The 22,947-nt window shown below is 71.4% G+C and carries 14 protein-coding genes; 4 read left to right on the top strand and 10 right to left on the bottom strand.

Going from position 1 to position 22,947, the window contains the following annotated elements:
* Positions 1–34: 34 nt before the first annotated feature.
* The gene (locus tag ACZ69I_RS28145; protein ID WP_470835379.1) at positions 35–5,014 is read right to left on the bottom strand and encodes an NAD-glutamate dehydrogenase; all 4,980 of its coding nucleotides are present in this window, start codon (positions 5,012–5,014) and stop codon (positions 35–37) included.
* A gap of 472 nt (positions 5,015–5,486) precedes the next feature.
* On the opposite strand from ACZ69I_RS28145, the gene ACZ69I_RS28150 reads away from it, so the two are divergent.
* Positions 5,487–6,068: a DJ-1/PfpI family protein gene (locus ACZ69I_RS28150; protein ID WP_470835380.1), complete on the top strand. Its 582-nt coding sequence runs from the start codon at positions 5,487–5,489 to the stop codon at positions 6,066–6,068.
* A gap of 209 nt (positions 6,069–6,277) precedes the next feature.
* On the opposite strand, the gene ACZ69I_RS28155 is transcribed toward ACZ69I_RS28150, so the two are convergent.
* From ACZ69I_RS28155 to ACZ69I_RS28165, 3 genes are all read right to left on the bottom strand, one after another.
* Positions 6,278–8,569 (bottom strand): ATP-binding protein, encoded by a 2,292-nt coding sequence (locus ACZ69I_RS28155; protein ID WP_470835382.1) that lies wholly within the window; start codon positions 8,567–8,569, stop codon positions 6,278–6,280.
* A gap of 152 nt (positions 8,570–8,721) precedes the next feature.
* Positions 8,722–9,417, bottom strand: a complete 696-nt coding sequence (locus ACZ69I_RS28160) for an HAD family hydrolase (RefSeq protein ID WP_470835384.1) — start codon at positions 9,415–9,417, stop codon at positions 8,722–8,724.
* Between the two features lie 175 nt (positions 9,418–9,592).
* A complete protein-coding gene (locus ACZ69I_RS28165; protein ID WP_467681059.1) occupies positions 9,593–10,096 on the bottom strand; it encodes a DUF6912 family protein in 504 nt (167 codons plus the stop codon).
* Between the two features lie 343 nt (positions 10,097–10,439).
* On the opposite strand from ACZ69I_RS28165, the gene ACZ69I_RS28170 reads away from it, so the two are divergent.
* On the top strand, positions 10,440–10,907 hold the full coding sequence (locus tag ACZ69I_RS28170) for an Rv3235 family protein (RefSeq protein ID WP_470835385.1): 468 nt from the start codon (positions 10,440–10,442) through the stop codon (positions 10,905–10,907).
* A 109-nt stretch (positions 10,908–11,016) separates the two neighbouring features.
* Here the strand turns inward: ACZ69I_RS28170 and secA are convergent, their stop codons facing one another.
* Complete coding sequence (gene secA, locus ACZ69I_RS28175) at positions 11,017–13,848, bottom strand: preprotein translocase subunit SecA (protein WP_470835387.1); 2,832 nt, start codon at positions 13,846–13,848, stop codon at positions 11,017–11,019.
* A gap of 224 nt (positions 13,849–14,072) precedes the next feature.
* Between secA and ACZ69I_RS28180 the strand changes: the two genes are divergently transcribed.
* Positions 14,073–14,645 (top strand): GNAT family N-acetyltransferase, encoded by a 573-nt coding sequence (locus ACZ69I_RS28180; RefSeq protein ID WP_470835389.1) that lies wholly within the window; start codon positions 14,073–14,075, stop codon positions 14,643–14,645.
* Positions 14,646–14,693: 48 nt separating this feature from the next.
* The gene (locus ACZ69I_RS28185; protein ID WP_470835390.1) at positions 14,694–15,857 is read left to right on the top strand and encodes a winged helix-turn-helix domain-containing protein; all 1,164 of its coding nucleotides are present in this window, start codon (positions 14,694–14,696) and stop codon (positions 15,855–15,857) included.
* A gap of 83 nt (positions 15,858–15,940) precedes the next feature.
* Here ACZ69I_RS28185 and ACZ69I_RS28190 read toward each other — a convergent pair whose 3' ends face one another.
* From ACZ69I_RS28190 to mtrB, 5 genes are all read right to left on the bottom strand, one after another.
* On the bottom strand, positions 15,941–16,684 hold the full coding sequence (locus ACZ69I_RS28190; protein WP_467681069.1) for a response regulator: 744 nt from the start codon (positions 16,682–16,684) through the stop codon (positions 15,941–15,943).
* 195 nt (positions 16,685–16,879) lie between these two features.
* Positions 16,880–17,572 (bottom strand): ribosome hibernation-promoting factor, HPF/YfiA family, encoded by a 693-nt coding sequence (hpf, locus tag ACZ69I_RS28195; protein WP_467681071.1) that lies wholly within the window; start codon positions 17,570–17,572, stop codon positions 16,880–16,882.
* 314 nt (positions 17,573–17,886) lie between these two features.
* The gene (locus ACZ69I_RS28200) at positions 17,887–18,741 is read right to left on the bottom strand and encodes a ComF family protein (protein WP_470835392.1); all 855 of its coding nucleotides are present in this window, start codon (positions 18,739–18,741) and stop codon (positions 17,887–17,889) included.
* Between the two features lie 140 nt (positions 18,742–18,881).
* Complete coding sequence (locus ACZ69I_RS28205) at positions 18,882–20,744, bottom strand: LpqB family beta-propeller domain-containing protein (protein ID WP_470835394.1); 1,863 nt, start codon at positions 20,742–20,744, stop codon at positions 18,882–18,884.
* The gene (mtrB, locus tag ACZ69I_RS28210; RefSeq protein WP_470835395.1) at positions 20,734–22,947 is read right to left on the bottom strand and encodes an MtrAB system histidine kinase MtrB; all 2,214 of its coding nucleotides are present in this window, start codon (positions 22,945–22,947) and stop codon (positions 20,734–20,736) included. Before mtrB ends, ACZ69I_RS28205 begins: the two co-directional genes overlap by 11 nt.

Below are 22,947 nucleotides of genomic sequence, written 5' to 3' on the forward strand. Positions count from 1 at the left end.
CTACACGTACCGCCGGGGAACGACGAACGCGGAACTACGAGTGCGTGCGCAGCAGCGTCCGCATCGTCCGCATCGCCACCGACAGGTTCGCCAGGTCGAACGCGTCCGAGCTCTGGATCTCCTCCAGCGTCGTGCGCGCCCGGCTCAGGATCGGCGCGTTCTTCTCCTCCCACGCCTTGAAGCGCTGCTCCGGCGTCGACTCGCCGTTGCCCGCGGCGAGGATGTCCGCCGTCAGCGCGGCGTGCGCCGCGTACAGGTCCTCGCGGATGGAGGCGCGCGCCATGGACTGCCAGCGGTCGGCCCGCGGCAGTTCGATGATGCGGTCCATGAGCTGGGTGATGCGCAGGCGGTCGGCGAGGTCGTAGTAGACCTCGGCGACGGCCATCGGCTCCTTGCCCGTCCGGTCGGCGACGGCGACGATGTCGAGCGCCGGGAAGGCGGACGAGAAGCCCGCGACGCGCTGGGCGAGGTCGTCGGGGACGCCCGCGCCGGTCAGCTCGTCGCGGATGCCCTGGTACCACTCCAGGTCGGAGCCGCGCAGGAGCTGCGGCAGCTCGGCCCAGACCTCCGCGACGCCCTCGCTGAAGAAGCCGATGGTCTCGGCCAGCTGGAGCGGCTGCGGCCGGTTGTTGAGCAGCCAGCGCGCACCGCGCTCGACGAGGCGGCGCGAGTGCAGCCGGATACGGGTCTGGACGTCGGCGGCGACGACGTTGTCGAGCGCCTCGACCGCGTCCCACACCTCACTCAGGCCGAAAATCTCCCGGGCGGCCAGCTGCGCCCGCACGATCTCCTCCAGCGAGGCGCCCGTCTCCTCCCGCAGCCGGTGCAGGAACGTCGAACCACCGGTGTTCACCGTGTCGTTGACGAGGACGGTCGTGATGATCTCGCGACGCAGCGCGTGCCCGTCGACCTGCTCGGGGAACTTCTCGCGCAGCGCCTTCGGGAAGTACGCGTGCAGCAGCCGCTGGAGGTACGCGTCGTCCGGCAGCGTCGTCTGGATCAGCTCGTCCGCGGCCGTGATCTTCGTGTAGGCGAGGAGCACGGCGAGCTCGGGCTGGGAGAGGCCCCGGCCGGAGTTGAGCAGCTCACGGATCTGCCGGTCGTTGGGCAGGAACTCCAGGCCCCGGTCGAGGTGGCCCTGCTTGCCGAGCCTGCGCATGAAGCGCTGGTGGGCGTGGAGCAGGGACGGCGACTGGAAGACGGCGTTGGCCAGGGCGGTGTTCTGCGCGTAGTTGTTGCGCAGGACCAGGTGGCCGACCTCGTCGGTCATCTGGGCGAGCAGCTTGTTGCGCTGCTTGACCGTCATGTCGCCGTCGGTGACGACCGCGTTGAGCAGGATCTTGATGTTCACCTCGTGGTCGGAGGTGTCCACGCCCGCGCTGTTGTCGATGGCGTCCGTGTTGATCCGGCCGCCGGAACGCGCGAACTCGATGCGCCCCAACTGCGTGAGCCCGAGGTTGCCGCCCTCGCCGACGACCTTGACGCGCAGGTCCTGACCGTCCACGCGGATCGCGTCGTTGGCCTTGTCACCGACGTCCGCGTCGGACTCGGCCGACGACTTCACGTACGTACCGATGCCGCCGTTCCACAGCAGATCGACCGGCGCCTGCAGGATGGCCTTCATCAGGTCGGCCGGGGTCATCTTGGCGACCTTGCCCTCGATGCCGAGGGCCTCGCGGATCTGGGCGTTGAGCTGGATCGCCTTGGCGCTGCGCGGGAAGATCCCGCCGCCCGCGGAGAGCAGCTCCTTGTCGTAGTCGGCCCAGGAGGAGCGGGGCAGCTCGAAGAGGCGTCGGCGCTCGGCGTACGAGGTCGCGGCGTCCGGCTTCGGGTCGATGAAGATGTGCCGGTGGTCGAAGGCGGCCACCAGGCGGATGTGCTCGGAGAGCAGCATGCCGTTGCCGAACACGTCACCGGACATGTCGCCCACGCCGACGACCGTGAAGTCCTCGGACTGGGTGTCGCAGCCCAGCTCCCGGAAGTGCCGCTTGACGGACTCCCAGGCGCCGCGGGCGGTGATGCCCATGCCCTTGTGGTCGTAGCCAGCGGAGCCGCCGGAGGCGAAGGCGTCGCCGAGCCAGAAGTCGTAGGACTCGGCGACCTGGTTGGCGATGTCGGAGAACGTCGCCGTGCCCTTGTCGGCCGCGACCACCAGGTAGGTGTCGTCCTCGTCGTGGCGGACGACGTCCGCCGGGGGCACGACCTCGCCCGCGACCAGGTTGTCGGTGATGTCGAGCAGCGCCGAGATGAACGTCTTGTAGCAGGCGACGCCCTCCGCGAGCCACGCGTCGCGGTCGACGGACGGGTCGGGCAGCTGCTTGGCGACGAAGCCGCCCTTGGCGCCGACGGGCACGATGACGGTGTTCTTCACCATCTGTGCCTTCACGAGCCCCAGGATCTCCGTACGGAAGTCTTCCTTCCGGTCGGACCAGCGGAGCCCGCCGCGCGCGACCTTGCCGAAGCGCAGGTGGACGCCCTCGACGCGGGGCGAGTACACCCAGATCTCGTACGCCGGACGCGGCGCGGGCAGGTCGGGGATGGCCTGCGGGTCGAACTTCATGGAGACGTAGTTGTGCGGCGTCCCGCCCGTCGACTCCTGACCCCTCTTGTCGCTTCCCTCGCTTGCGCTCTGGAAGAAGTTGGTCCGCAGCGTCGCCTTGATGACGGTGAGGAAGGACCGCAGGATGCGGTCCTCGTCCAGGCTCGCGACCTGGTCGAGCGCGCCGTCCAGCTCCTCGAGGAGCCCGTCGGTCAGCTCGGTGCCCGCGCGCTGGCGGTCCGGCGACATCCGCGCCTCGAAGAGCGAGACGAGCAGCCGGGTGGTGTGGACGTTGTTGCGGAGGGTGTCCTCCATGTAGTCCTGGCTGAACGTGGAGCCGGCCTGGCGCAGGTACTTGGCGTAGGCCCGCAGGACCATCGCCTGGCGCCAGTTGAGCCCGGCCCGCAGCACGAGCGAGTTGAACCCGTCGACCTCGGCGGCACCGGTCCAGGCGGCGGCGAAGGCCTCCTGGAAGCGCTCGCGGCCGTCGTCGCCGAGGTAGTCGCCGTTGCCGTTGGGGGACTTGGGCATGCGGAGCCCGAAGTCGTAGATCCACGCGTGCGTACGGTCCGCGCAGCGCAGCTCGTACGGACGCTCGTCGGTCACCTCGACGCCGAGCCGCTGCAGCACGGGCAGCACGGCGGAGAGCGAGACCTGCCCGCCGGAGCGGTAGATCTTGAAACGCCGCTCGCCGGGCACCGCGCCCACGGGCTCGTACAGGGAGAGCGCGAAGTCCTTCTCCCCCTGGCCGAGCTGCTCCAGGTGCTGGAGGTCGGCGACGGCGGCGCGCGGCGTGTGGTCGGCCTTGTACCCCTCGGGGAAGGCGTGCCCGTACCGGCGGATCAGCTCGGCCGCGCGCTCCTCGCCGCACTCGGCGGTCAGCGCCTCGGCGAAGCCGTCGGCCCAGGAGCGGGCGGCGTCGACGAGCCGGCCCTCGATGCGCTCGATGTCGGCGTCGGAGAGGTCGGGGACCTCGGCGCCCTTGGGCACCCGGACCACGAAGTGGATGCGGGAGAGGATCGACTCGGTGTTCCAGGCGGTGAAGTCGACGCTCGCGCCGTTCAGCTCCTCCTTGAGGATGTCGATGATCCGCAGCCGGACGCCGGTGGTGTAGCGGTCGCGCGGCAGGTAGACGAGGGCGGAGTAGTAGCGCCCGTACTCGTCCTTGCGCAGGTAGAGCCGGAGGCGGCGGCGCTCCTGGAGGTAGAGGACGCTCGTCACGATGGAGCGCAGCTCGTCGGCGGGCGTCTGGAAGAGCTCGTCGCGCGGGTACGTCTCCAGGATCTGGAGCAGGTCGCGCCCGTCGTGGCTGTTGGCGGAGAAGCCCGCGCCCTTCAGCACCTCCGCGACCTTGCGGCGGATGACGGGCACGCGGCGCACCGACTCGGTGTACGCGGCGGACGAGAAGAGCCCGAGGAAGCGCCGCTCACCGACGACGTTGCCCTCGGCGTCGAACTTCTTCACGCCGACGTAGTCGAGGTAGGACGGCCGGTGCACGGTGGCCCGGCTGTTCGCCTTGGTCAGCACGAGGAGCCGGTGCTCGCGGGCCTTGGCGCGCGCGTCGGCGGGCAGCCGGTTGAAGGACGGGCTGACCGGGTGGTGGTCGTCGCCGTCGTGCTGCGGGTCGGCGCGGAGGATGCCGAGACCGGTGCCGGGGACGGCGGCGAGCGAGTCGTCGTCCGTGAGCGTGTACTCGCGGAAGCCCAGGAAGGTGAAGTGGTTGTCGGCGAGCCAGCGCAGCAGCTCGCGTGCCTCCTCCACCTCCTGGTCGGGCAGGTCACCGGCGGTGGGCTCGGCGGGCAGCTCGTCGGCGATGCGCAGCGCGGCGTCGCGCATCTTCTCCCAGTCCTCGACGGTCTCCCGTACGTCGCTGAGGATCCGCAGCAGGTCGGCGGTGATCTGCTTCAGGTCCGCGCGGTCGGTCTCGCGGTCCATCTCGACGTGGATCCACGACTCGACGAGCGCGTCGTGCGGCAGCTCGGCGCCGGCCTTGCGGCTCAGCACCTCGAGCAGCTTTCCGGTCACGTCACGGCGCACCACGACCTGCGGGTGGATCACGACGTGGATGCCGCGCCCCTGCCGGGACAGCTCATTGGTGACGGAGTCGACGAGGAAGGGCATGTCGTCGGTGACCACCTCGACGACGGAGTGGCTGCACGTCCAGCCGTTCTCCTCGACGGTCGGGGTGTGCACCCGTACGTTGGCCGTTCCCTGCGGGCGGTTCTCGGCCAGCCGGTAGTGGGAGAAGGCGGCTCCGAAGACGTCGACCGGGTCGCGGTCGGCCAGGTCCTCGGGGGCGGTGTGCAGGTAGTAGCGCTGGAGGAACGCGAGAGCCATGTCCTGGTCTGGCGTGGCCTCGCTCGTCGTCCCAGTCGGTGCACCGCTCGGTAGGCGTCCCCCGGCCGGGCTGTTCTCAGCTACCCGGGCGGCCCGCGCGAGCAGCTCGGCCTTGGCTTCGTCCAGCTTGGTCTGCATTGTCCTCTGACTCCTGTCGCGCGCCGTTGCGTGACGTAGAAGGAAGTGATGTGCCGTAACGCCGCGGCACGGGGTCTCCGGCCGGATTCGACGTTATGCCGCGGTGGTGCGCGAGCGGACAGCTTTCCGCCATTTTCAGCGGTTCCACTGACTGATGGCTCGCTCGGCCCGGTCGGCCGCACCGCGAAGAAGCGTCAGCGAGGTCCCGGGCACGGTTGTCCACCGTGTTCCCCGGGCGCAGGGCGGGGGCGTCCATGCCCCCGCGGGATATCGCGCTGATCACGGGTCCAGGCTATCGCTCCGCACCGGGCAGCCGTCATGAGCCGTATGTGTACAAAAGCGGGGGGCGAACTTTGACAGTCTGCACAGTGCCCTCGGCCACCACTCCCTCTTGGCAAAGAGCCACCGTACGGGCACGTTGGCCGTGAGGGTCCGCGCAGGCGGCACCCCGCCCCGAGGGGAGTGCAGCGAAATGGCAGCCAAGATCCTGATCGTCACGGGCGACGCGGCGGAGTCGCTCGAAGTCCTCTACCCCTACCAGCGGCTGCGCGAGGAGGGGTACGACGTCCACATCGCCGCCCCGGCCCGCAAGACGCTGCGGTTCGTGGTGCACGATTTCGAGCCGGGCTTCGACACGTACACCGAGAAGCCGGGCTACACGTGGCCCGCGGACCTCGCCTTCGCGGAGGTGGATCCCGGCCAGTACGCCGCTCTGGTGATCCCCGGCGGCCGGGCCCCGGAGTACCTGCGCAACGACCCCGAGCTCCGCAAGATCCTCAAGTCCTTCTTCGACGCGGACAAGCCGGTCGCCCAGATCTGCCACGGCCCGCTGCTCACCGCCGCCATCGGCGGCCTGAGCGGCCGCAGGGTCACGGCGTACCCGGCGCTCGAACTGGACATGCAGACGGCCGGCGCGACGTTCCAGGACGCGGAGGCGGTCGTGGACGGCACGCTGGTCTCGGCCCGGGCATGGCCCGACCACTCGGGCTGGATGCGCGAATTCCTGACGGTCCTGCGCGCGAAGGCGCCGGTGACCCAGGCACCGCCGGCCTAGGTATACGAACCCGCCTCCACCCCTTCCCACATCGGTATGCCGATCCTCACCCGTACCGATGCCGGGAGCCCCCCGCACCGGGCAGGCTCTACGACGTGCCGCCCCCACGAGGCGACAGGAGGGCCTGCCCTTGTCGGCGAGGGCAGGCCCCACGAAGGCCTCGGGGGCACCCACGGACCGACCGCCCCGGACACAGCCGAGGCGTCCGCTCAGGGCGCCCCGCCGGTCCGCGTGGCCCCGGCGATCTCCGTCCGCGACCCCACCCCCAGCTTCGCCAGAATGTGCTCGACGTGCGCGTCCGCGGTCCGCTTCGAGATGACGAGGCGCTCCGCGATCTCCCGGTTGGACAGCCCCTGGGCGACCAGCACCGCCACCTCCCGCTCGCGCCGCGTCAGCACGTCGCCCCCGGCCCGCGCGGCCCCGGCCCCCGCCCCCCGCCCCGGCGTGTCCGCGTCGGCCCGCACCGCGTCGAGCACCTGCCGTCCGGACAACCGCGCCCCCACCGCGTGCCACCGCTCGAACTGCCTGCTCCCCAGCGCCTCCCGCACCGTCTTCCGCGCCGCCTCCTGCTGTTCGAGGAGCGAGGGCAGCATCCCGATCGGGTCGCCGCCGAGCCGCCGCGCGTTCTCCGCGTACCCGAACAGCCACGCGGCCCGCACCTGCCGCCCCTCCCGCGCCGCCGCCCAGGCCAGACCGTGGCAGCACATCGCCGCGACCAGCACCTCGTCCACCTCGCTCGCCGCCTCCAGGCCCCGGCGCAGCGACGTGACGCCCGCCTCCCGGTCTCCGGCGAGCCAGCGCACCAAGCCCTGCGTGGTCAGCGTGGCCCCGTAGATCTGCCGCTCGCCCGTGCCCTCCAGGAGGCCGAGGCCCTGCGCGCACAGCTCCAGGGCCCCGTCCAGGTCCCCGAGCACCGCACGCAGCAGCGCGCCCTCGGAACTCATGACGACGACGCCCAGCAGGTTGTCGCCCGCGAGCATCCGCCGCCCCACGTCGGCGAGCCGCGTGAGCCCGTCGGCGTCGCCGCACAGCGCCGCGAGCCCCTGCCCGTACGCCTCGGCGAACAGCGCGACCTCCTCGTCGCCCGCCCGCAGCGCGGACTCCCGCGCCTGCGTCATCCGCTCGACGGCCGTCGCGAGATCCGCGGTCCACACGCCGAACGCGCCGGTCGTCAGCAGCCCCCACGCCCGCGCCGAACAGTCCTCGGGCACGCGCTCCAGGCCCTTCTCGATCCAGTAACCGCCCTCGGAGAGGGTCCCGGAGGCCCGCCAGTGCGGCCACAGCCTGGCCGCGAGGCGGAGCCCCTCCCGGGCCAGCCCTTCGGTCTCGTACGCGTACCGCAGGGCGGCGCGCAGTCCGGACATCTCCGCGCGGACGGCGCGGTGCAGCTCCGGCTGCGCGGCGCCGAGGAAACCCTCCTCGAAGCGGCGCCCCAGGTCCCGGTAGTACGCGAAGTGCCGCGCCCGCAGCGCCGCGCCGCCGTCGCTCTCCACGGCACCGAGCCGCTCGGCGCCGTACTCGCGGAGGGTGTCGAGCAGCCGGTAGCGGTTGCCCGCCTCGCCGAGCCGCTGGACCACGGACTTGTCGACGAGCCCGATCAGCTGCCCGAGCACCTCCGCGACGGGCAACGCCTCGTCCCCGCAGACCTGTTCGGCCGCCGCCAGCTCGAAGGACCCGGCGAAGACCGACAGGCGCGCCCAGAGCAACTGCTCGGCGGAGGTGCACAGTTCATGCGACCAGTCGATGGCCGTACGCAGCGTCTGGTGCCGCGAGAGCGCGGTGCGCCGCCCCCCGGTGAGCACCTGGAACCGGTCGTCGAGCCGCGCCACCAGCTCCTGCGCGGAGACCGCACGCAGCCGCACCGCGGCGAGCTCCAGGGCGAGCGGGATGCAGTCGAGCCGGCGGACGAGCGCCACGAGCCGGTGCCGGTTCTCCTCGTCCACGGCGAACCCGGGCACGACGGCGGCCGCCCGCTGCGCGAACAGCTCCACGGCGTCGTCCGGCGCGAGCGGCGCGACGGAACAGCAGTGCTCGCCCGGCACGTCCAGCGGCTGCCTGCTGGTCGCGAGCACGCAGACGTCGGCGGCCTCGCGCAGCAGGATGTCGGAGAGCATCGCGCAGGCGTCGACCAGGTGCTCGCAGGTGTCGAGGACGATGAGCAGCCGCCGCCCCTGCAGATGCGCCACGACCGCGTCGAGGGGTGCCATTCCCGACTGCTCCGGCAGTTCGAGGACCGCGGCGAGCGTGGCCGGGATCAGCTCCGGGTCGCGCAGCGCGGACAGTTCGGCGAGCCACACGCCGTCCGGGAACCGCTCCCCGAGCCCGGCGGCCGCCCGCAGCGCGGTGCGGCTCTTGCCCACCCCGCCGGGGCCGACCAGCGTGACGAGCCTGGCGTACTCGAACGCCGCCCGGACCCGCGCCAGTTCGTCCGCCCGCCCGACGAACGAGGTCAGTTCGGCGGGCAGTTGCCCGCCCCGCCGCTGCCCGAAGCCGAAACCCATCGCGCTACCGCCCCCGTCACGTCGCCCGGCACGTGGTCCGGCACGTCGTCCCGCGAGGCCCACCGCGCCGAGGATCCCACCTCAGCGTACGCAGAACGAAGCGGAGCGTGAACGGAATCCGGCAACCCCCTCGGCCGGGGCCCGTCGGCCCGTCAGGCGGCCCGGGAGACGAGCCGCTCCGCCACGTCGACGGCGTCCGCCAGGCTGTCGACGACGGGCACTCCGGCGGCCTCCAGGCTCGTCCGGCTGTGCGAGCCCCCGGTGTAGAGCACGGCCCGCGCCCCCACGTGCGCGGCGGCGACGGCGTCGTCCACGGCGTCACCGATCACGACGACCCGCGCGACGTCCAGCGCGCCGGACGCGTCGAACTCGTCGAGGGCGGCCAGGTGGCGCACCATCCGCTCGGCCTTGCCCGCGTGCGACTCGTCAGTCCGTCCGTCGATGCGTACGAAGTGTTCGTGGATGCCGTGCCGGCGCACGATCGGCACCAGGTGTTCGTGCGGGGCGAGGGACAGCAGCGACTGCGTGCGCCCCTCGGCCCGGCGCGCGGCGAGGAGTTCGGAGGCGCCTTCGGCGAGCGCGCAGGCGTCCGCCCGCGTCCAGTAGTGCTTGTGGAAGACGGCGTTCATGATCTCCCACTCGGCGTCGCTGGGGAGGCGCCCCATCAGCCGCTCGTAGAACCGGGGCACCGGCACGCAGTACAGGTCGCGGTACCGCTCCAGCGTGATCGGTTCGAGCCCGAGCTCCGCGAACGAGGCGTTCGTCGCGTCGATCACCGCATCGATGTCGTGCAGCAGCGTCCCGTTCCAGTCCCACACGATGTGCGCCCCGCGCAGCAGCTTCCCCATACGAAAACGCTACCCTCCCCCACCGACAGCCACCGCCGCGCGGCCCCACCGCACGGTCCGCCGCACGGCCTCGGGGCCTTCGCGGACCGGCCTGGGAACGTCCTCAGAGCAACCGGGAACCTCAGAGCACCCGGGAATCTGAGAGCACCCGGGAATCTCAGAGCAGCCCGGGATATCAGAGCAGCCCGGGAATCTCCTGCGTCGCGAACCAGAGCAGCTCGTGGTCCTCGGCCCCGTCCACCACGAACCGCGCGTCGCCGTCGCCCTGGTCCGCCGCTCCCAGCGCCGAGGCCGCGGCCGCCACGTCCCGCTCCGCGTCCCCCGCGTCCACGTGCACGGCCGCCGCCTTGCCCAGCGGCAGGCCGTCGGCGATCCGCACCTCGCCGAGCGCCCCCTCGTCGAGCCCGCGGTCGGGGTCGGCCACGGCCGCCCCGTCGGGCACGTCGGCCGCGAGCACGACCCGCCGCCGCGCCGCCGCGGGGTTCCCCGCGATCAGCCGGAGCGACGCCTGCGCGGCCCGGTTCAGCGCCGCGTACTCGAGCTCCTCGATGTCGTCGGAGACGTACCACTCGCGCAGCGCGGGCGTCACGGCGTAGGCGACCAGCGGGCCGGGCCCCACTTCCCCGGCCTCGTACGCCTCGGCGAGCCGGGGCAGGGTCAGAGGAACGTAGACGCGCATGGCTGACCGCTTTCGTTCGTGTCCGCGACAGCGGACCTTCGTGGTCGTGGAAGACCTTCAGGATACGTGCGGGAGTCCCCCATCGAGCTCCCCCCACCGCCCCGGGCGACGTCAGCGCGCGTCCCGCTCTTCACCCGGCACCGGCCGGGAACCGCAAGGCCGCCGCGGTCCCGCGTCCCCCGGATAGGTGAAACCCGCCGCCGTCCGCGCCCGGCCCGCGCACCCTTGCACCCGCGGCCCGTGCCCCCGTACAAGATCCTTCGACAAGAAGTTACTCCCCGGTACTGGCATCGGCATCGGCCGGACCGGCTCCCCGTGACGACCGACTCCGACGGAGGCTCCCGTGCGCAAGGTGATGACAAGGCCCCGCCCCCGCCCGACCGCGTCCCGCCCGCCCGCGGGCCGCCCACCGGTCCGGCGCGACTCCCGCCGCCCCTCGGCGCCCCGCCCCTCGGACCGCGGCCCCGGCACGATCCCCGCCCAGCCGCCCCCGCACCCCACGGAGGTCTTCGCCGAGCGCCTCGTCCTGGTCCTCAGCGGCCAGCGCCCGATGCACTGGGTGGCCCGGCACGTCGCCAACACGGCCTTCGACGACCTGGCCCGCCTGGCGGAGCTCAGGCCCCTCTCCGCGGGCGGCCACCGCCCCACGGTCCACCGGATCGGCCACTACCAGCCGCACCCCGAGACGTACGAGGTCTTCGCGCGCGTGGCGACGGGCCCGCGGCTGCGGGCACTGGCGTTCCGCCTCACCCTGGGCCCGGACCGCAAGTGGCGCTGCACGGCGGTGGAGACGGAACCGAGCCGCCCCTGACGGCTGTTCGCACCCGGACCCGGCACGCCGGCCCGGACCCGGCACGCCGAAGGGGCCGGACAGCAGCCCGGCCCCTCCCGTCACGTCACCTCACGTCACAGCGACAGCGCTACTTCTTGCGCCGCCGACCGCCCTTCTGCGCCTTGCGCCGCTCCGCACGGGTCATCCCGTCCGACTCGGACCGGACCCCCGCGCCGTCCGTGGTGAAGTCGCCCTCGTCGACGCCGCCCTCGGCGTTCGGCGCCTGGAAGTGCAGGCGGTCGGGCCGCTGCGGGGCCTCCAGGCCCTTGGCGTGGATCTCCGGCCGGGAGGCGCCCGCGGGCACCGCGTCCTGCGCGCCGTCCTTGGTCAGCGAAGGCGCCGCGTCCTCGACGGGGACCTCCTCGACCTGCTGCTCGACCTGGACCTCCAGGTTGAACAGGTAGCCGACGGACTCTTCCTTGATGCCGTCCATCATGGCGTTGAACATGTCGAAGCCCTCGCGCTGGTACTCGACCAGCGGGTCCTTCTGCGCCATGGCACGGAGGCCGATGCCCTCCTGGAGGTAGTCCATCTCGTAGAGGTGCTCGCGCCACTTGCGGTCGAGGACCGAGAGGACGACGCGCCGCTCCAGCTCGCGCATGATGTCGGAGCCGAGCTGCGCCTCACGCGCCTCGTACTGCTCGTGGATGTCGTCCTTGATGGACTCGGAGATGAACTCGGCGGTGAGGCCCGCGCGGTCGCCCGCGTCCTCCTCCAGCTCCTCGACGGTGACCTTGACGGGGTAGAGCTGCTTGAAGGCGCCCCACAGCCGGTCCAGGTCCCACTCCTCGGCGAAGCCCTCGGCGGTCTCGGCGGCGATGTACGCGTCGATGGTGTCGTCCATGAAGTGCGTGATCTGCTCCTGCAGATCCTCGCCCTCCAGGACGCGGCGACGCTCTCCGTAGATGACCTCGCGCTGGCGGTTGAGGACCTCGTCGTACTTCAGGACGTTCTTGCGGGTCTCGAAGTTCTGCTGCTCGACCTGCGACTGCGCCGAGGCGATGGCGCGGGTGACCATCTTGTTCTCGATCGGGACGTCGTCCGGCACGTTGGCCATGGACATCACGCGCTCGACCATCTGCGCCTTGAAGAGGCGCATCAGGTCGTCACCGAGCGAGAGGTAGAACCGGGACTCGCCGGGGTCGCCCTGACGTCCGGAACGGCCGCGCAGCTGGTTGTCGATACGGCGCGACTCGTGCCGCTCCGTGCCGAGGACGTAGAGCCCGCCGAGCGCCTTGACCTCTTCGAACTCGGCCTTGACGGAGCGCTCGGCCTTCTCCATGGCGGCGGGCAGCGCCGCGGCCCACTCCTCGGCGTGCTCGACGGGGTCGAGACCGCGCTGGCGCAGCTCGGCCTCGGCGAGGTCGTCCGGGTTGCCGCCGAGCTTGATGTCGGTGCCTCGTCCGGCCATGTTCGTGGCCACGGTGACGGCGCCCTTGCGGCCGGCCTGGGCGACGATGGTCGCCTCACGGTCGTGCTGCTTGGCGTTGAGCACCTCGTGCTGCACGCCGCGCTTGGACAGCTGCTGCGAGAGGTACTCCGACTTCTCCACGGAGGTGGTGCCGACCAGGATCGGCTGCCCCTTCTCGTGCTTCTCCGCGATGTCGTCGACGACGGCGGCGAACTTCGCGACCTCGGTGCGGTAGATCAGGTCGGACTGGTCGGCGCGGACCATCGGCCGGTTCGTCGGGATCGGCACGACGCCCAGCTTGTAGATCTGGTGGAACTCGGCGGCCTCGGTCATGGCCGTACCGGTCATGCCGGAGAGGCCGCTGTCGTAGCCCTCGCGCTTGTAGAGGCGGAAGAAGTTCTGGAGGGTGATGGTCGCAAGGGTCTGGTTCTCGTCCTTGATGTCCACCCCTTCCTTCGCCTCGATCGCCTGGTGCATGCCCTCGTTGTAGCGGCGGCCGGCGAGGATGCGGCCGGTGTGCTCGTCGACGATCATGACTTCGCCGTCGATGACGACGTAGTCCTTGTCCTTCTTGAAGAGCTCCTTGGCCTTGATGGCGTTGTTGAGGTAACCCACCAGAGGCGTGTTCACCGACTCGTACAGATTGTCGATGCCGAGCCAGTCCTCGACCTTGGCGACGCCGGGCTCGTGGATGGCGACGGTGCGCTTCTTCTCGTCGACCTCGTAGTCCCCGGTCTCCTCGATGCCCTTCAGCTGGTTGCCGGGCTCACCCTTGGTGAGGCGGGTGACCAGCTTGGCGAAGTCGCCGTACCACTTGGTGGCCTGGTCGGCGGGGCCGGAGATGATCAGCGGCGTACGGGCCTCGTCGACGAGGATCGAGTCGACCTCGTCGACGATCGCGAAGTTGTGGCCGCGCTGCACGAGCTCTTCCTGCGACCACGCCATGTTGTCGCGGAGGTAGTCGAAGCCGAATTCGTTGTTCGTGCCGTACGTGATGTCGCAGGCGTACTGCTCGCGGCGCTGGGCCGGCGTCATGTTGGCCAGGATGCAGCCGACTTCCAGACCCAGGAACTTGTGGACGCGACCCATCATCTCGGAGTCGCGCTCGGCCAGGTAGTCGTTGACCGTGATGAGGTGGACGCCCTTGCCGGAGAGGGCGTTCAGATACGCGGGAAGCGTGCCGACGAGGGTCTTGCCCTCACCGGTCTTCATCTCGGCGACATAGCCCATGTGCAGCGCGGCGCCGCCCATCATCTGGACGTCGTAGTGGCGCTGGCCCAGGACGCGCTTGGCGGCCTCACGGACCGTCGCGAAGGCCTCGGGCAGGAGGTCGTCGAGCGTCTCGCCGTCGGCGTAACGCTCCTTGTATTCCTGGGTCAGCGCGCGCAGCTCGGCGTCGGAGAGGCTGACGAAGTCCTCTTCGATGGAGTTGACCTGGTCCGCGATGCGGTGCAGCTTGCGCAGGATCTTGCCTTCGCCTGCACGCATGATCTTCGAGAGGACGGACACGGGGGTTGGTCTCCTTGCCGGTCGGGCCTGGCATGGTCGGTTTTACTCGTCGGGCAACGGCCATCGTATGCGAGGACCGGCCTGCGCCGGGAGGGCTGCCATGAGGTCAACGGGCGAGGAGCGCCGAAGGTGCCGGGTTACGCCCATGAGTGCCCTGTGAACGGTGATCACCGAAGCCCGTAAAACGCTGGCCCCGGAGGGTCGTGCCCCACCAGAATCGTTCGATGGAGCCCGTCACCCTCACCACCGAACGTCTGTTCCTGCGCGTCTTCACGCCCGAGGACATCGACGAGACCTACGCGGCCTGCCAGGACCCGGACATCCAGCGCTGGACGACGATTCCGTCGCCGTACGCGCGCGTGGACGCCGAGACGTTCATCCACCGCGTCGTCCCGGACGGCTGGCGCGACGACCAGGAGTACACGTTCGCCGTACGCCCCCGGGAGGGCGGCCCGCTGCTCGCCGCCGCCAGCCTGCACCACCCGCGCTCGGGCACCTGGGAGGTCGGCTACTGGACGGCCAAGGAGCACCGGGGCCGCGGCTACATGACGGAGGCCGTGCTCGGCCTCGCGCGCTGGGCCTTCACGGACCTGCGCTGCACGCGTCTGGAGTGGCGCGCGGAGGTCGGCAACACCGGTTCGCGGGCGGTCGTGGAGAGGGCCGGTTTCACGGTCGAGGGCAAGCTCCGCGCGGGCCTGCTGAACAAGGGCACCCTGCGGGACTGCTGGATCGGCGCGCTGCTCCCCTCGGACCTCGACGTGCACTCACTGTTCCCGTACCTGCCCGCGCGGGCCTGACCCCTCGGCCCGAGGGAGCTGTCAGTGCCTGCGCCTATCGTTTCGACCATGACGAGCCTGCCGAGTCCCGCCACCGAACTCTCCGCCGACGAGGCCCGCCGCATCGCCCTGCGTGCCCAGGGTTTCCTGGGGGCCCCGGACCGCAAGTCCGGTGTGCGGGGCGTCCTGCGCCACCTCGGCGCGGTCCAGCTCGACACCATCTCGGTGCTGGCCCGCTCGCACGAACTCATTCCGTACGCGCGCCTGGGCGCCGTGGGCCGCGACACCGTCGAGGCGGCGTACTGGACGCAGACGCACGCCTTCGAGTACTGGTCGCACGCCGCGTGCATCCTCCCCATCGAGGAGTGGCCGCACTTCGCCTTCCGCCGCCGCGCCTACCGCTCCCGCCCGCACTGGCACCACGACCTCCCCACCGGTGCGTACGACCAGGTCATCAAGCAGCTGCGCGCCGAAGGCCCGCTGACCGCCACGGAGTTGGGCGGCGCGAAGAACAAGGGCGAGTGGTGGGACTGGTCCGCGTCGAAGATCGCGGTCGAGCGGGCGCTGATGTACGGCGAGGTGGTGTGCACGGAGCGCCGCTCCTGGAAGCGGGTGTACGACCTGGCGGAGCGCGCCGTCCCGCAGACGCTGCTCCACGACGACCTGACCGACGCGGAGTGCCTGCGCCGCCTGGTCCGCCTGGCCGGTGAGGCGCTGGGCGTCGGCACGCGCGCGGACATCGCGGACTACCACCGCCTCAAGGGCGAGCAGTTCGACGCGGTGGTCGCCGATTCGGGCCTGGTGCCGGTGACGGTCCAGGGCTGGTCCAAGCCTGCGTGGGCGGACCCCGAGGCGCTGGAGACGACACCCCGCGGCCGCCACCGCACGACGCTCCTGTCCCCCTTCGACTCGCTGATCTGGGAGCGGGCGCGCACGGAGCGGATCTTCGGCTTCACGCACCGCCTGGAGGCGTACGTGCCCAAGCCGAAGCGGATCCACGGCTACTTCGCGATGCCGCTGCTCGCGGGCGGCAGGATCCTGGGCCGGGCCGACCCCGCGCGCGAGGGCAGCACGCTGGTGGCGAGGCAGGTCTCACTGGACGGCCCGAAGGCGGTCGCTCCGATGGCCCAGGCGCTGCGCGAGGCGGCGTCCTGGGTCGGCTGCGACGCGGTGCGGGTGGAGCGGATGGACCGCCCGGAGCTGACGGCGGCGCTGACCGCCGCGATCGGCTAGCGGCCGGTCGTTCCGTCGGCGGCCGGTCATTCCGCCGTCGGCCGGTCATTCCGCCGTCGGCCGGTCATTCCGCCGTCGGCCGGTCAGCGGATTTCGAGGATCTTCTCCCGCATCGCGTAGACGACGGCCTCCATCCTGGAGTGCAGCTGCAGCTTCTCCAGGATGTTGCGTACGTGGTTCTTCACGGTGTTCTCGGAGATGAACAGTTCCTTGGCGATGTCGCGATTGTTCATCCCGGTGGCGACCAGCTTGAGGACTTCCAGCTCACGGTCGGTGAGCCGCGGCGCGGGCACCAGTCTGCGCTCGTCGGTGCGCTGGATCATCGACTTGAACTCGGTGAGCAGCTTGGACGCCATCGAGGGGCTGATCTGCGACTGCCCGTCGGCCACCGCGCGGATCGCCGTGGCCACCTCGTCCGTGGAGATCTCCTTGAGGAGATAGCCGGTGGCGCCCGCCTTGATCGCGTCGTAGAGGTCGGCCTCCTCGTCGCTTATCGTCAGCATGATGATCTTGGCGCTGGGTGCCACCTCCTTGATGGAGGTGCACGCCTCGATGCCGCCGCGCTTGGGCATCCGTACGTCCATGAGCACGATGTCGGGCAGCAGATCCGCGGCCTTGTCCACCGCCTCGGCGCCGTCGCCCGCCTCTCCGACGACCTGGATGTCCTCCTCGGCGGCGAGGACGATCTCCAGGCCCCGGCGGAAGAGGGCGTGGTCATCCACCACCAGGACCCTGATGGGCTCCTTGCGTGGGGCGCCCGCGTCCGTGCCGATGCCGATGCCGTCATCGGCACCCTCGTGACGCATCGGTCCGAAGCTGTCCGCCATCGTTCCTCCCCCATGAAGGCCGCGGCCCGTTTGAGCCTCTGCTGCGCCAACCCCAGGCGACAGCACACCGGTTGACCGGCCCGCCCATGCTTTCATGCCCGGGGCCGGTGCGGTGCGCGCACTGGGCGCACGGTGGTGCCCCTGGGGGCGCACAGGCGCTCCAGGGGCACCACCTCGGCCGTCATGGGGCAGTGGTCAGCCGCCGAGGGCTCCGCCGCCACCGGCGGTCTCGGGCTTGGCAACCATGGGGTCGGTGTTGAGCCGGATGACGCCGTAGTCGTAGGCGTGCCGGCGGTAGACGACGCTCGGTTCCTTGGACTCGGAGTCGACGAACAGGTAGAAGTCGTGTCCGACCAGTTCCATCTCGTAGAGCGCCTGGTCGAGTGACATGGGGGCCGCGACGTGCGTCTTCTCCCGGACCACGAGCGGGCCTTCGCCCTGGATCTCCAGGGAGCCGATCTTCTTGACCGGCACGCCGTCCGGCTCCTCGTCGCGGGCGATGGAGCCGTCTCCGTTGAGGGTCGCGGCGTCCGGGACGCGCTCGGCGACTTCGGCGGCGGAGAGCCTGCCGTTGCCCCGGCGGTTGTGACGCTTCTCGTGCTGCTTGCGCAGGCGTGCGTCGAGCTTGGCGGTTGCCAGGTCCAGCGCCGCGTAGGGATCGGCTGCCGAGGCCTCCGCGCGAATCACGGGCCCACGTCCGCGGACGGTGATCTCCACGCGGTCGGAACGGTCGGCCTGACGCGGGTTGGTTTCCTTGGACACCTCGACGTCGAGGCTGATCACCTTGCCGTCGAGCTTCTGGATCTTGTCCAGCTTCAGCTTCTCGGCCACGTGCTTGCGGAACCGCTCGGGCACCTCGGTCTTGCGGCCCTTGACGACGATGTCCACGCAGAACTCCGTTCCCGGATCGCTCCGCTTCGGCGGCGGAGCATCTCCCTTTTGCACCAGACCCCGGTGACTCCCGGGGCCTCGGACTCGGTGACTTCCACCTCCTCCTCCCCCGTGGGCAAGATCTCCACCCCACCGGCCGGGGTGATTGCGAAAAACCCGCAGGCCGGCATTCCGATATGCGAGGGACGGCGTCCGCCATTCCTCACAACCGAACATATCTCGCCCGGAGGGAAGTCGTCACCCTCTACTGCCGCGTACCTCCATTCAGGTGCATTGACCCTCTCATCACCTGCAACGATGCAAGTTCTCAGTCAGTTCCGGTTTATTACGAAGGAATCCGGTGACGCAGCGACAACGGCTGCACCGATCGCGTACCCACCGCCCAATACCGGGCTTCGCACGATCCCCGTTCCCCGTTCTCGTCCGTTCTCAGCACCTGTCTCCGCTCGCGTTCTCTCTTCCGTGCCCGAGGCACCTAATGCCCGGGCGGCCTCCGCCAGAGAGGCACCGGTGGTCATGAGGTCGTCCACGACCACCACCCGGCCTCCCCCGAGCAGCCGCCCGCTCCCGGCGACCGCCTCCAGGGCGCCCGCCAGATTGGCCTGCCGCTGCCGGGAGTCGAGCCCCGACTGGTCGGCCACCGCGCGCCGTTGACGGAGCACCGCGAGCACCCGCGCCGGGATTCCCGCCCGCCGCAGCTCGGCCGCCGCGACGACCGCGATCCGCCGGACCGGGTCGTGCCCGCGCGCCCGCACAGCGGCCCGCGCCGAGGGCACAGGAACGAGCGACAACGGCATCACGCGCCCCTGTGGACCATCCTGTGTGCCGCGTACCCACGATCGAGGTGACCTATCACCCACGGCCCGGGATCGGTCCCGCAGACCGGCACACACGGCTTCGGCCAACGCCGACCCCAGCGGCCTCGCGAGTCCCAGGGCACCCCGCTCCTTGTGCGCGAGCAGCACGGCCCGTACGGCGTCCTCGTACGGAGCGACGGCGTGCACGACCGGCAGGCCGGGCGGCTCCGGCACCGGGCGCACCCGGAGCGGCACGGCCCCGCACAGGGCGCCGCGGCACTCGTCGCAGAGTGCCGTCCTGGGCTCCCCGCAGCCCGCGCACTCGGCCGGCAGCACCAGGTCGGTGAGGTCCTGCCACCAGCCCCGCATGCCCACCACTGTGCCAAGGCCGGGACGGCGCGGCCACCCCTGTGGATAACCCCCTGTGGACAACTCCCGGCCGAACTCGCGGTCGAGCTCGCAGCCGAACTCACGGCCGCCGAGAGCGCGTTGCCGGCGCGGGCCGGTCCTCACCCCGGATAGACCGGAGCCATCCCTTCCTTCACCACCGTCTGCCACTGCGACCCCGTCGGCAGCCGCACGATCCCGTCGTCCGAGTGCGCCACCAGCGGCTGCCGCTCGTCATCGGACGCCGCGATCTCCTCGACGCCCGTCAGGCCGGGCAGCGCGGTGCCCGGCAGCACCGAGCCGTCGCTCTGCACGTACCGGATCTGCTGCACCCCGCCGGTCTCCCGTCCGACCACCACGAGACGGCTCCCGCCGGCCCACGACATGGCCGTGACCTCTTCCATCTGCGGCGCCACGGGGGTGGGGTCCAGGACCGAGATGTCGGGGCGCTCCCCCTTGCCCGCGCTGCGCTCGGCCCGGCCGATCCACAGGGACTTCTTGTCGCCCTTCTTCACCAGCAGGGCGATGCGCACGCCGTCGCCCGACACCCGCACGTCCTGGACACGCCCGTCCAGAGCCGGGATCTCGACCTCGACCGGGTCGCCCTTGCCCTGCTCCAGCCAGAGCAGGCGCGGCCGCTTCGGGTCACGGTCGGCCACCCACAGATTGCCCCGCCCGTCCCAACTGGGCGTGGACAGGCGGTCGTCCTCCGACTTGGCCCTGCTGCGCAGATGCGCCTTGCCGAGCGGGTCGTCCGAGAACAGCGACCCCGTGTACAGCGACTTGCCGTCGAGTGACACCCCGGCCGCACGCTGTTCGTCGCGCGAGACCGCCGCCGAACGCAGCGGCTGGTCGCCGGTGCCGAGGGCGCCCGTCACCGGTTCCGGATCCACCGCGCTCCCGGCGTTGGCCGACATCCGGACCAGCCGGTGCTTCTCGTCGATGAAGTACTGGTAGTCGGGCCGGTCGGCGCTGCGGTGCGCCGCGACGGTCTCCGCCCGGTCCTGGCTCAACACGCAGAGCATCGAACCGTTGGAACGCTGCAACGTCACCTGCTCGACCCCCGAAGGCGTCAAGTCCTGCAGGGTGAAGAGCAGTTGCGCCGCCATCTCCTTGCACTTGGTCTGCCCGGCGTCGTCGGACCGGCTGTTGAGCTGCACGGTCAGCCTGTTCTGGTCGTCCAGGGTCAGCGGCTTGTCGGGTTCCTTGAGCGCCGTACCGCTCGGGAAGCTCGAATTCACCACGAGGCCGAGCCAGTTGGTCGGCCCCTCAAGCAGCGTCTTCACCGTCTCCGTCAGCGGTTCGATGCGCTGGCGGATGTAGACGGGGTCGGCGACGAGCCCCGTCCGGCCGCTCACGCCCGCCCCCGCGGGCCCGGCGAAGTAGTACTTGTTGACGGGCCGGTAGATCCGCTGGAAGTCCGATTCGCCGAGCACCACGCCCGTCGGCGGCTTGTCGATGCGCCACTCGTCCCCGCCCGGACCGCCCTCCTGGCTCAGGTGCACGGACTGGCTGTACGGCGCGTCCTCGGGGCGGTACGCACGCTGCTCGTCCACCCGCGCGACCTGCCGGCCGGTCAGTGAGTAGCGCCGACTGCCCTCCGCGTCGTTCCCCGCGTTGCCCGCGTCCGTGTTCGGGCCGTCCGCGAGCACCGTCGTGGACCGCTCGGGGTGCCACGCGCGCGACGCCTTCTTGGTCAGATACTTGCGCGCCATCGCGAACTGCGGATCATCGCTGGTCAGCGCCTCCAGGAAGCCCTGAACGATCTCCACGGGCCGGGCGCCCTCACGCGGCGGCATCGCGTAGACCCGGACCTGGGACTGCGAGTCCGGGCGCTGCGAGGCGTCGACGGACTTCAGATTCCCGCTGTCGGGCATCGAGGCGCACCCGGCCAGGAGCACGCCGCAGCTGCCCAGCACCAGTCCACCGCGCAGCGCACGCCTGCGGCCCGCACGGCGGCCGCGCCCGGCACGGTCAGCGACCACGAGTGCTCTCCTCTTCCCTGTCCGAACCCGCCCCGGATTCCCTGTCCGCCCCGGACTCCGGCGGCTGCGTACGTGCGTTCGTCCGTGGGTGCGGACGGGGGCCCGACGCTCCGGCACCGTCACCGCTCGCCCCGCCCCGACCGCCGCCGTGCGCCTCGCCGTCCGGCTCCGCGTCACCCGCGGACTCGCCGCCCGCCGTCTCCTCGCCCACCGTCTCGTCACCGTCCACCGGCCGGCGCGGCACGACCCGCGACCCGCTGCCGGGCAGCGCCGTCAGGTCCACGGGGCCGGGCTGCAGGAGCCGCGGCGGTATGGGCCCCCTCGCCGGTACGGGCGGCGACGCGCTCTCGGAGTCCGCCGCGGCCGCCTGCGCGGGAACCGTGGCCAGCTTGTTCGCGCCTCCGAGGGGCAGTCCCGCGTCGTTCAGCCCGCGGTGCCGCCGCGAGTCGTCCGGCTCCAGCGGTATCGGCGAGCCCCGCAGCGGCTCGTCCGCCGTCCTCGGCAACGTCAGCCTGAACTGCGAACCGCCGCCCGGCTCGCCCCACGCCTGCAGCCAGCCGCCGTGCAGCCGCGCGTCCTCCAGGGCGATGGAGAGGCCGAGCCCCGTACCACCGGTGGTACGCGCGCGTGCCGGGTCGGCCCGCCAGAAGCGGCTGAACACCCGGGTCGCCTCGCCGGGCTTGAGGCCCACTCCGTAGTCCCGTACCGCCACGGCGACCGCGCCGCCCGCGGCGGCGAGCCGCACCACGACGTCCTTGCCCTCGCCGTGCTCCACGGCGTTGACGACGAGGTTGCGCAGCACCCGCTCCACCCGGCGGGCGTCGGCCTCGGCGACCACGGGCTGCTGGTCCCCGACGATCCGTATGTGCGTGCCCTTGCGCTCGGCGAGCATCTCGGCGCCGCCGACGACCCTGCGTACGACCTCCCGGAGGTCTATCGCCTCCGCCTCCAGCGCGGCCGCCCTCGCGTCGAACCGGCTGATCTCCAGCAGGTCGGCGAGCAGCGACTCGAACCGGTCGAGCTGGTCGGCGAGCAGCTCGGCCGAGCGCGCGGTCACCGGATCGAAGTCCACCCGCGCCTCGTGAATGACATCGGCGGCCATCCGCACCGTCGTCAACGGCGTACGCAGCTCGTGCGAGACGTCCGACACGAACCGCCGCTGCATCCGGGACAGCTCCTCCAGCTGCTGGATCTTCAGCTGCAGGTTCTGCGCCATCTTGTTGAAGGCCTCACCGAGCCGCGCGATGTCGTCCTCGCCGGTGACCTTCATACGTTCCTGGAGGCGCCCGGCGGAGAGCCGCTCGGCGATGCCCGCGGCCATCCGGACGGGCGTGACGACCTGGCGCACCACGAGCCACGCGATGGCACCGAGGAGCACCACGACGAAGAGCCCGGCGGTCGCGAGGGTCGTCCTGACGAGGTTCAGCGACTCCTCCTCCTGCGTCAGCGGGAAGAGGTAGTACAGCTGGTACGGGTCGCCGTTGAGGTCGTTCAGCCGCTTGCCGATCACCAGACCGGACTGCGGCTCACGACCGTCGTCGTAGATGATGCGCGTATTGGCCTGGTAGACACCCGTGCCGTTGTCGACCTGGCGGCGCAGCTCCTCGGGCACGCTGACGATCGGCTCGACGCCGCCCGAGGCCCGCGAGCCCCGCACGCTTCCGGCGTCGCCCGCGGAGGTGGGGCTCAGCGTCACGACGGCGAAGGCGTTCTGCCCACCGCTGGAGAGCTGCTCGACGAGGTCGGACATCCACACCGCGGCATTGCGCCCGTCGGCCGTGCTCCCGTCCTGGCCCTGCCCCTGACCGGCGCTCTGCCGGGCGGCGTTGACACTGTCCTGGGCGGCCCTGAAACCGCCGTCGGCCTGGCTCTGCGAGGCCTTCACCTTGGCCTTGAGCAGGCCGTTGTTCACCGAGCTCATGACGGCGAAGCCGAGCATGAGCACCACGCCGAGCGACATCAGCAGGGTCGTGGCGACGACCTTCAGCTGGATGTTGCGCCGCCACAGCCGCACCGCGGGCAGCAGCGGACGGCGCACCCAGCGCACGAAGAGCCGCAGCACGGGGCTCCCCTGAACCCCGCCCTGCAGCAGCAGCCCGCCATCGGCGAGCCGCCCGAACCGGGACGCGCCCCGCGCCGGTCCAGTCCGCCCCGAGCGAGCCCTCTGACTCCCGGGCGCCGGGGAGGAACTGTCCCGGGACAT

It is taken from the genome of Streptomyces sp. NPDC036815 (assembly GCF_055609205.1).

Excerpts from the sequence above, each read along its gene's own strand:
- ACZ69I_RS28190 (WP_467681069.1), bottom strand. The coding sequence starts at position 16,684 with ATGGCGGACAGCTTCGGACCGATGCGTCACGAGGGTGCCGATGACGGC.
- ACZ69I_RS28185 (WP_470835390.1), top strand. The coding sequence starts at position 14,694 with ATGACGAGCCTGCCGAGTCCCGCCACCGAACTCTCCGCCGACGAGGCC.
- ACZ69I_RS28155 (WP_470835382.1), bottom strand. The coding sequence starts at position 8,569 with ATGGGTTTCGGCTTCGGGCAGCGGCGGGGCGGGCAACTGCCCGCCGAA.
- ACZ69I_RS28145 (WP_470835379.1), bottom strand. The coding sequence starts at position 5,014 with ATGCAGACCAAGCTGGACGAAGCCAAGGCCGAGCTGCTCGCGCGGGCC.
- ACZ69I_RS28200 (WP_470835392.1), bottom strand. The coding sequence starts at position 18,741 with ATGCGGGGCTGGTGGCAGGACCTCACCGACCTGGTGCTGCCGGCCGAG.
- mtrB (WP_470835395.1), bottom strand. The coding sequence starts at position 22,947 with ATGTCCCGGGACAGTTCCTCCCCGGCGCCCGGGAGTCAGAGGGCTCGC.
- ACZ69I_RS28160 (WP_470835384.1), bottom strand. The coding sequence starts at position 9,417 with ATGGGGAAGCTGCTGCGCGGGGCGCACATCGTGTGGGACTGGAACGGG.
- ACZ69I_RS28150 (WP_470835380.1), top strand. The coding sequence starts at position 5,487 with ATGGCAGCCAAGATCCTGATCGTCACGGGCGACGCGGCGGAGTCGCTC.
- ACZ69I_RS28165 (WP_467681059.1), bottom strand. The coding sequence starts at position 10,096 with ATGCGCGTCTACGTTCCTCTGACCCTGCCCCGGCTCGCCGAGGCGTAC.
- ACZ69I_RS28180 (WP_470835389.1), top strand. The coding sequence starts at position 14,073 with ATGGAGCCCGTCACCCTCACCACCGAACGTCTGTTCCTGCGCGTCTTC.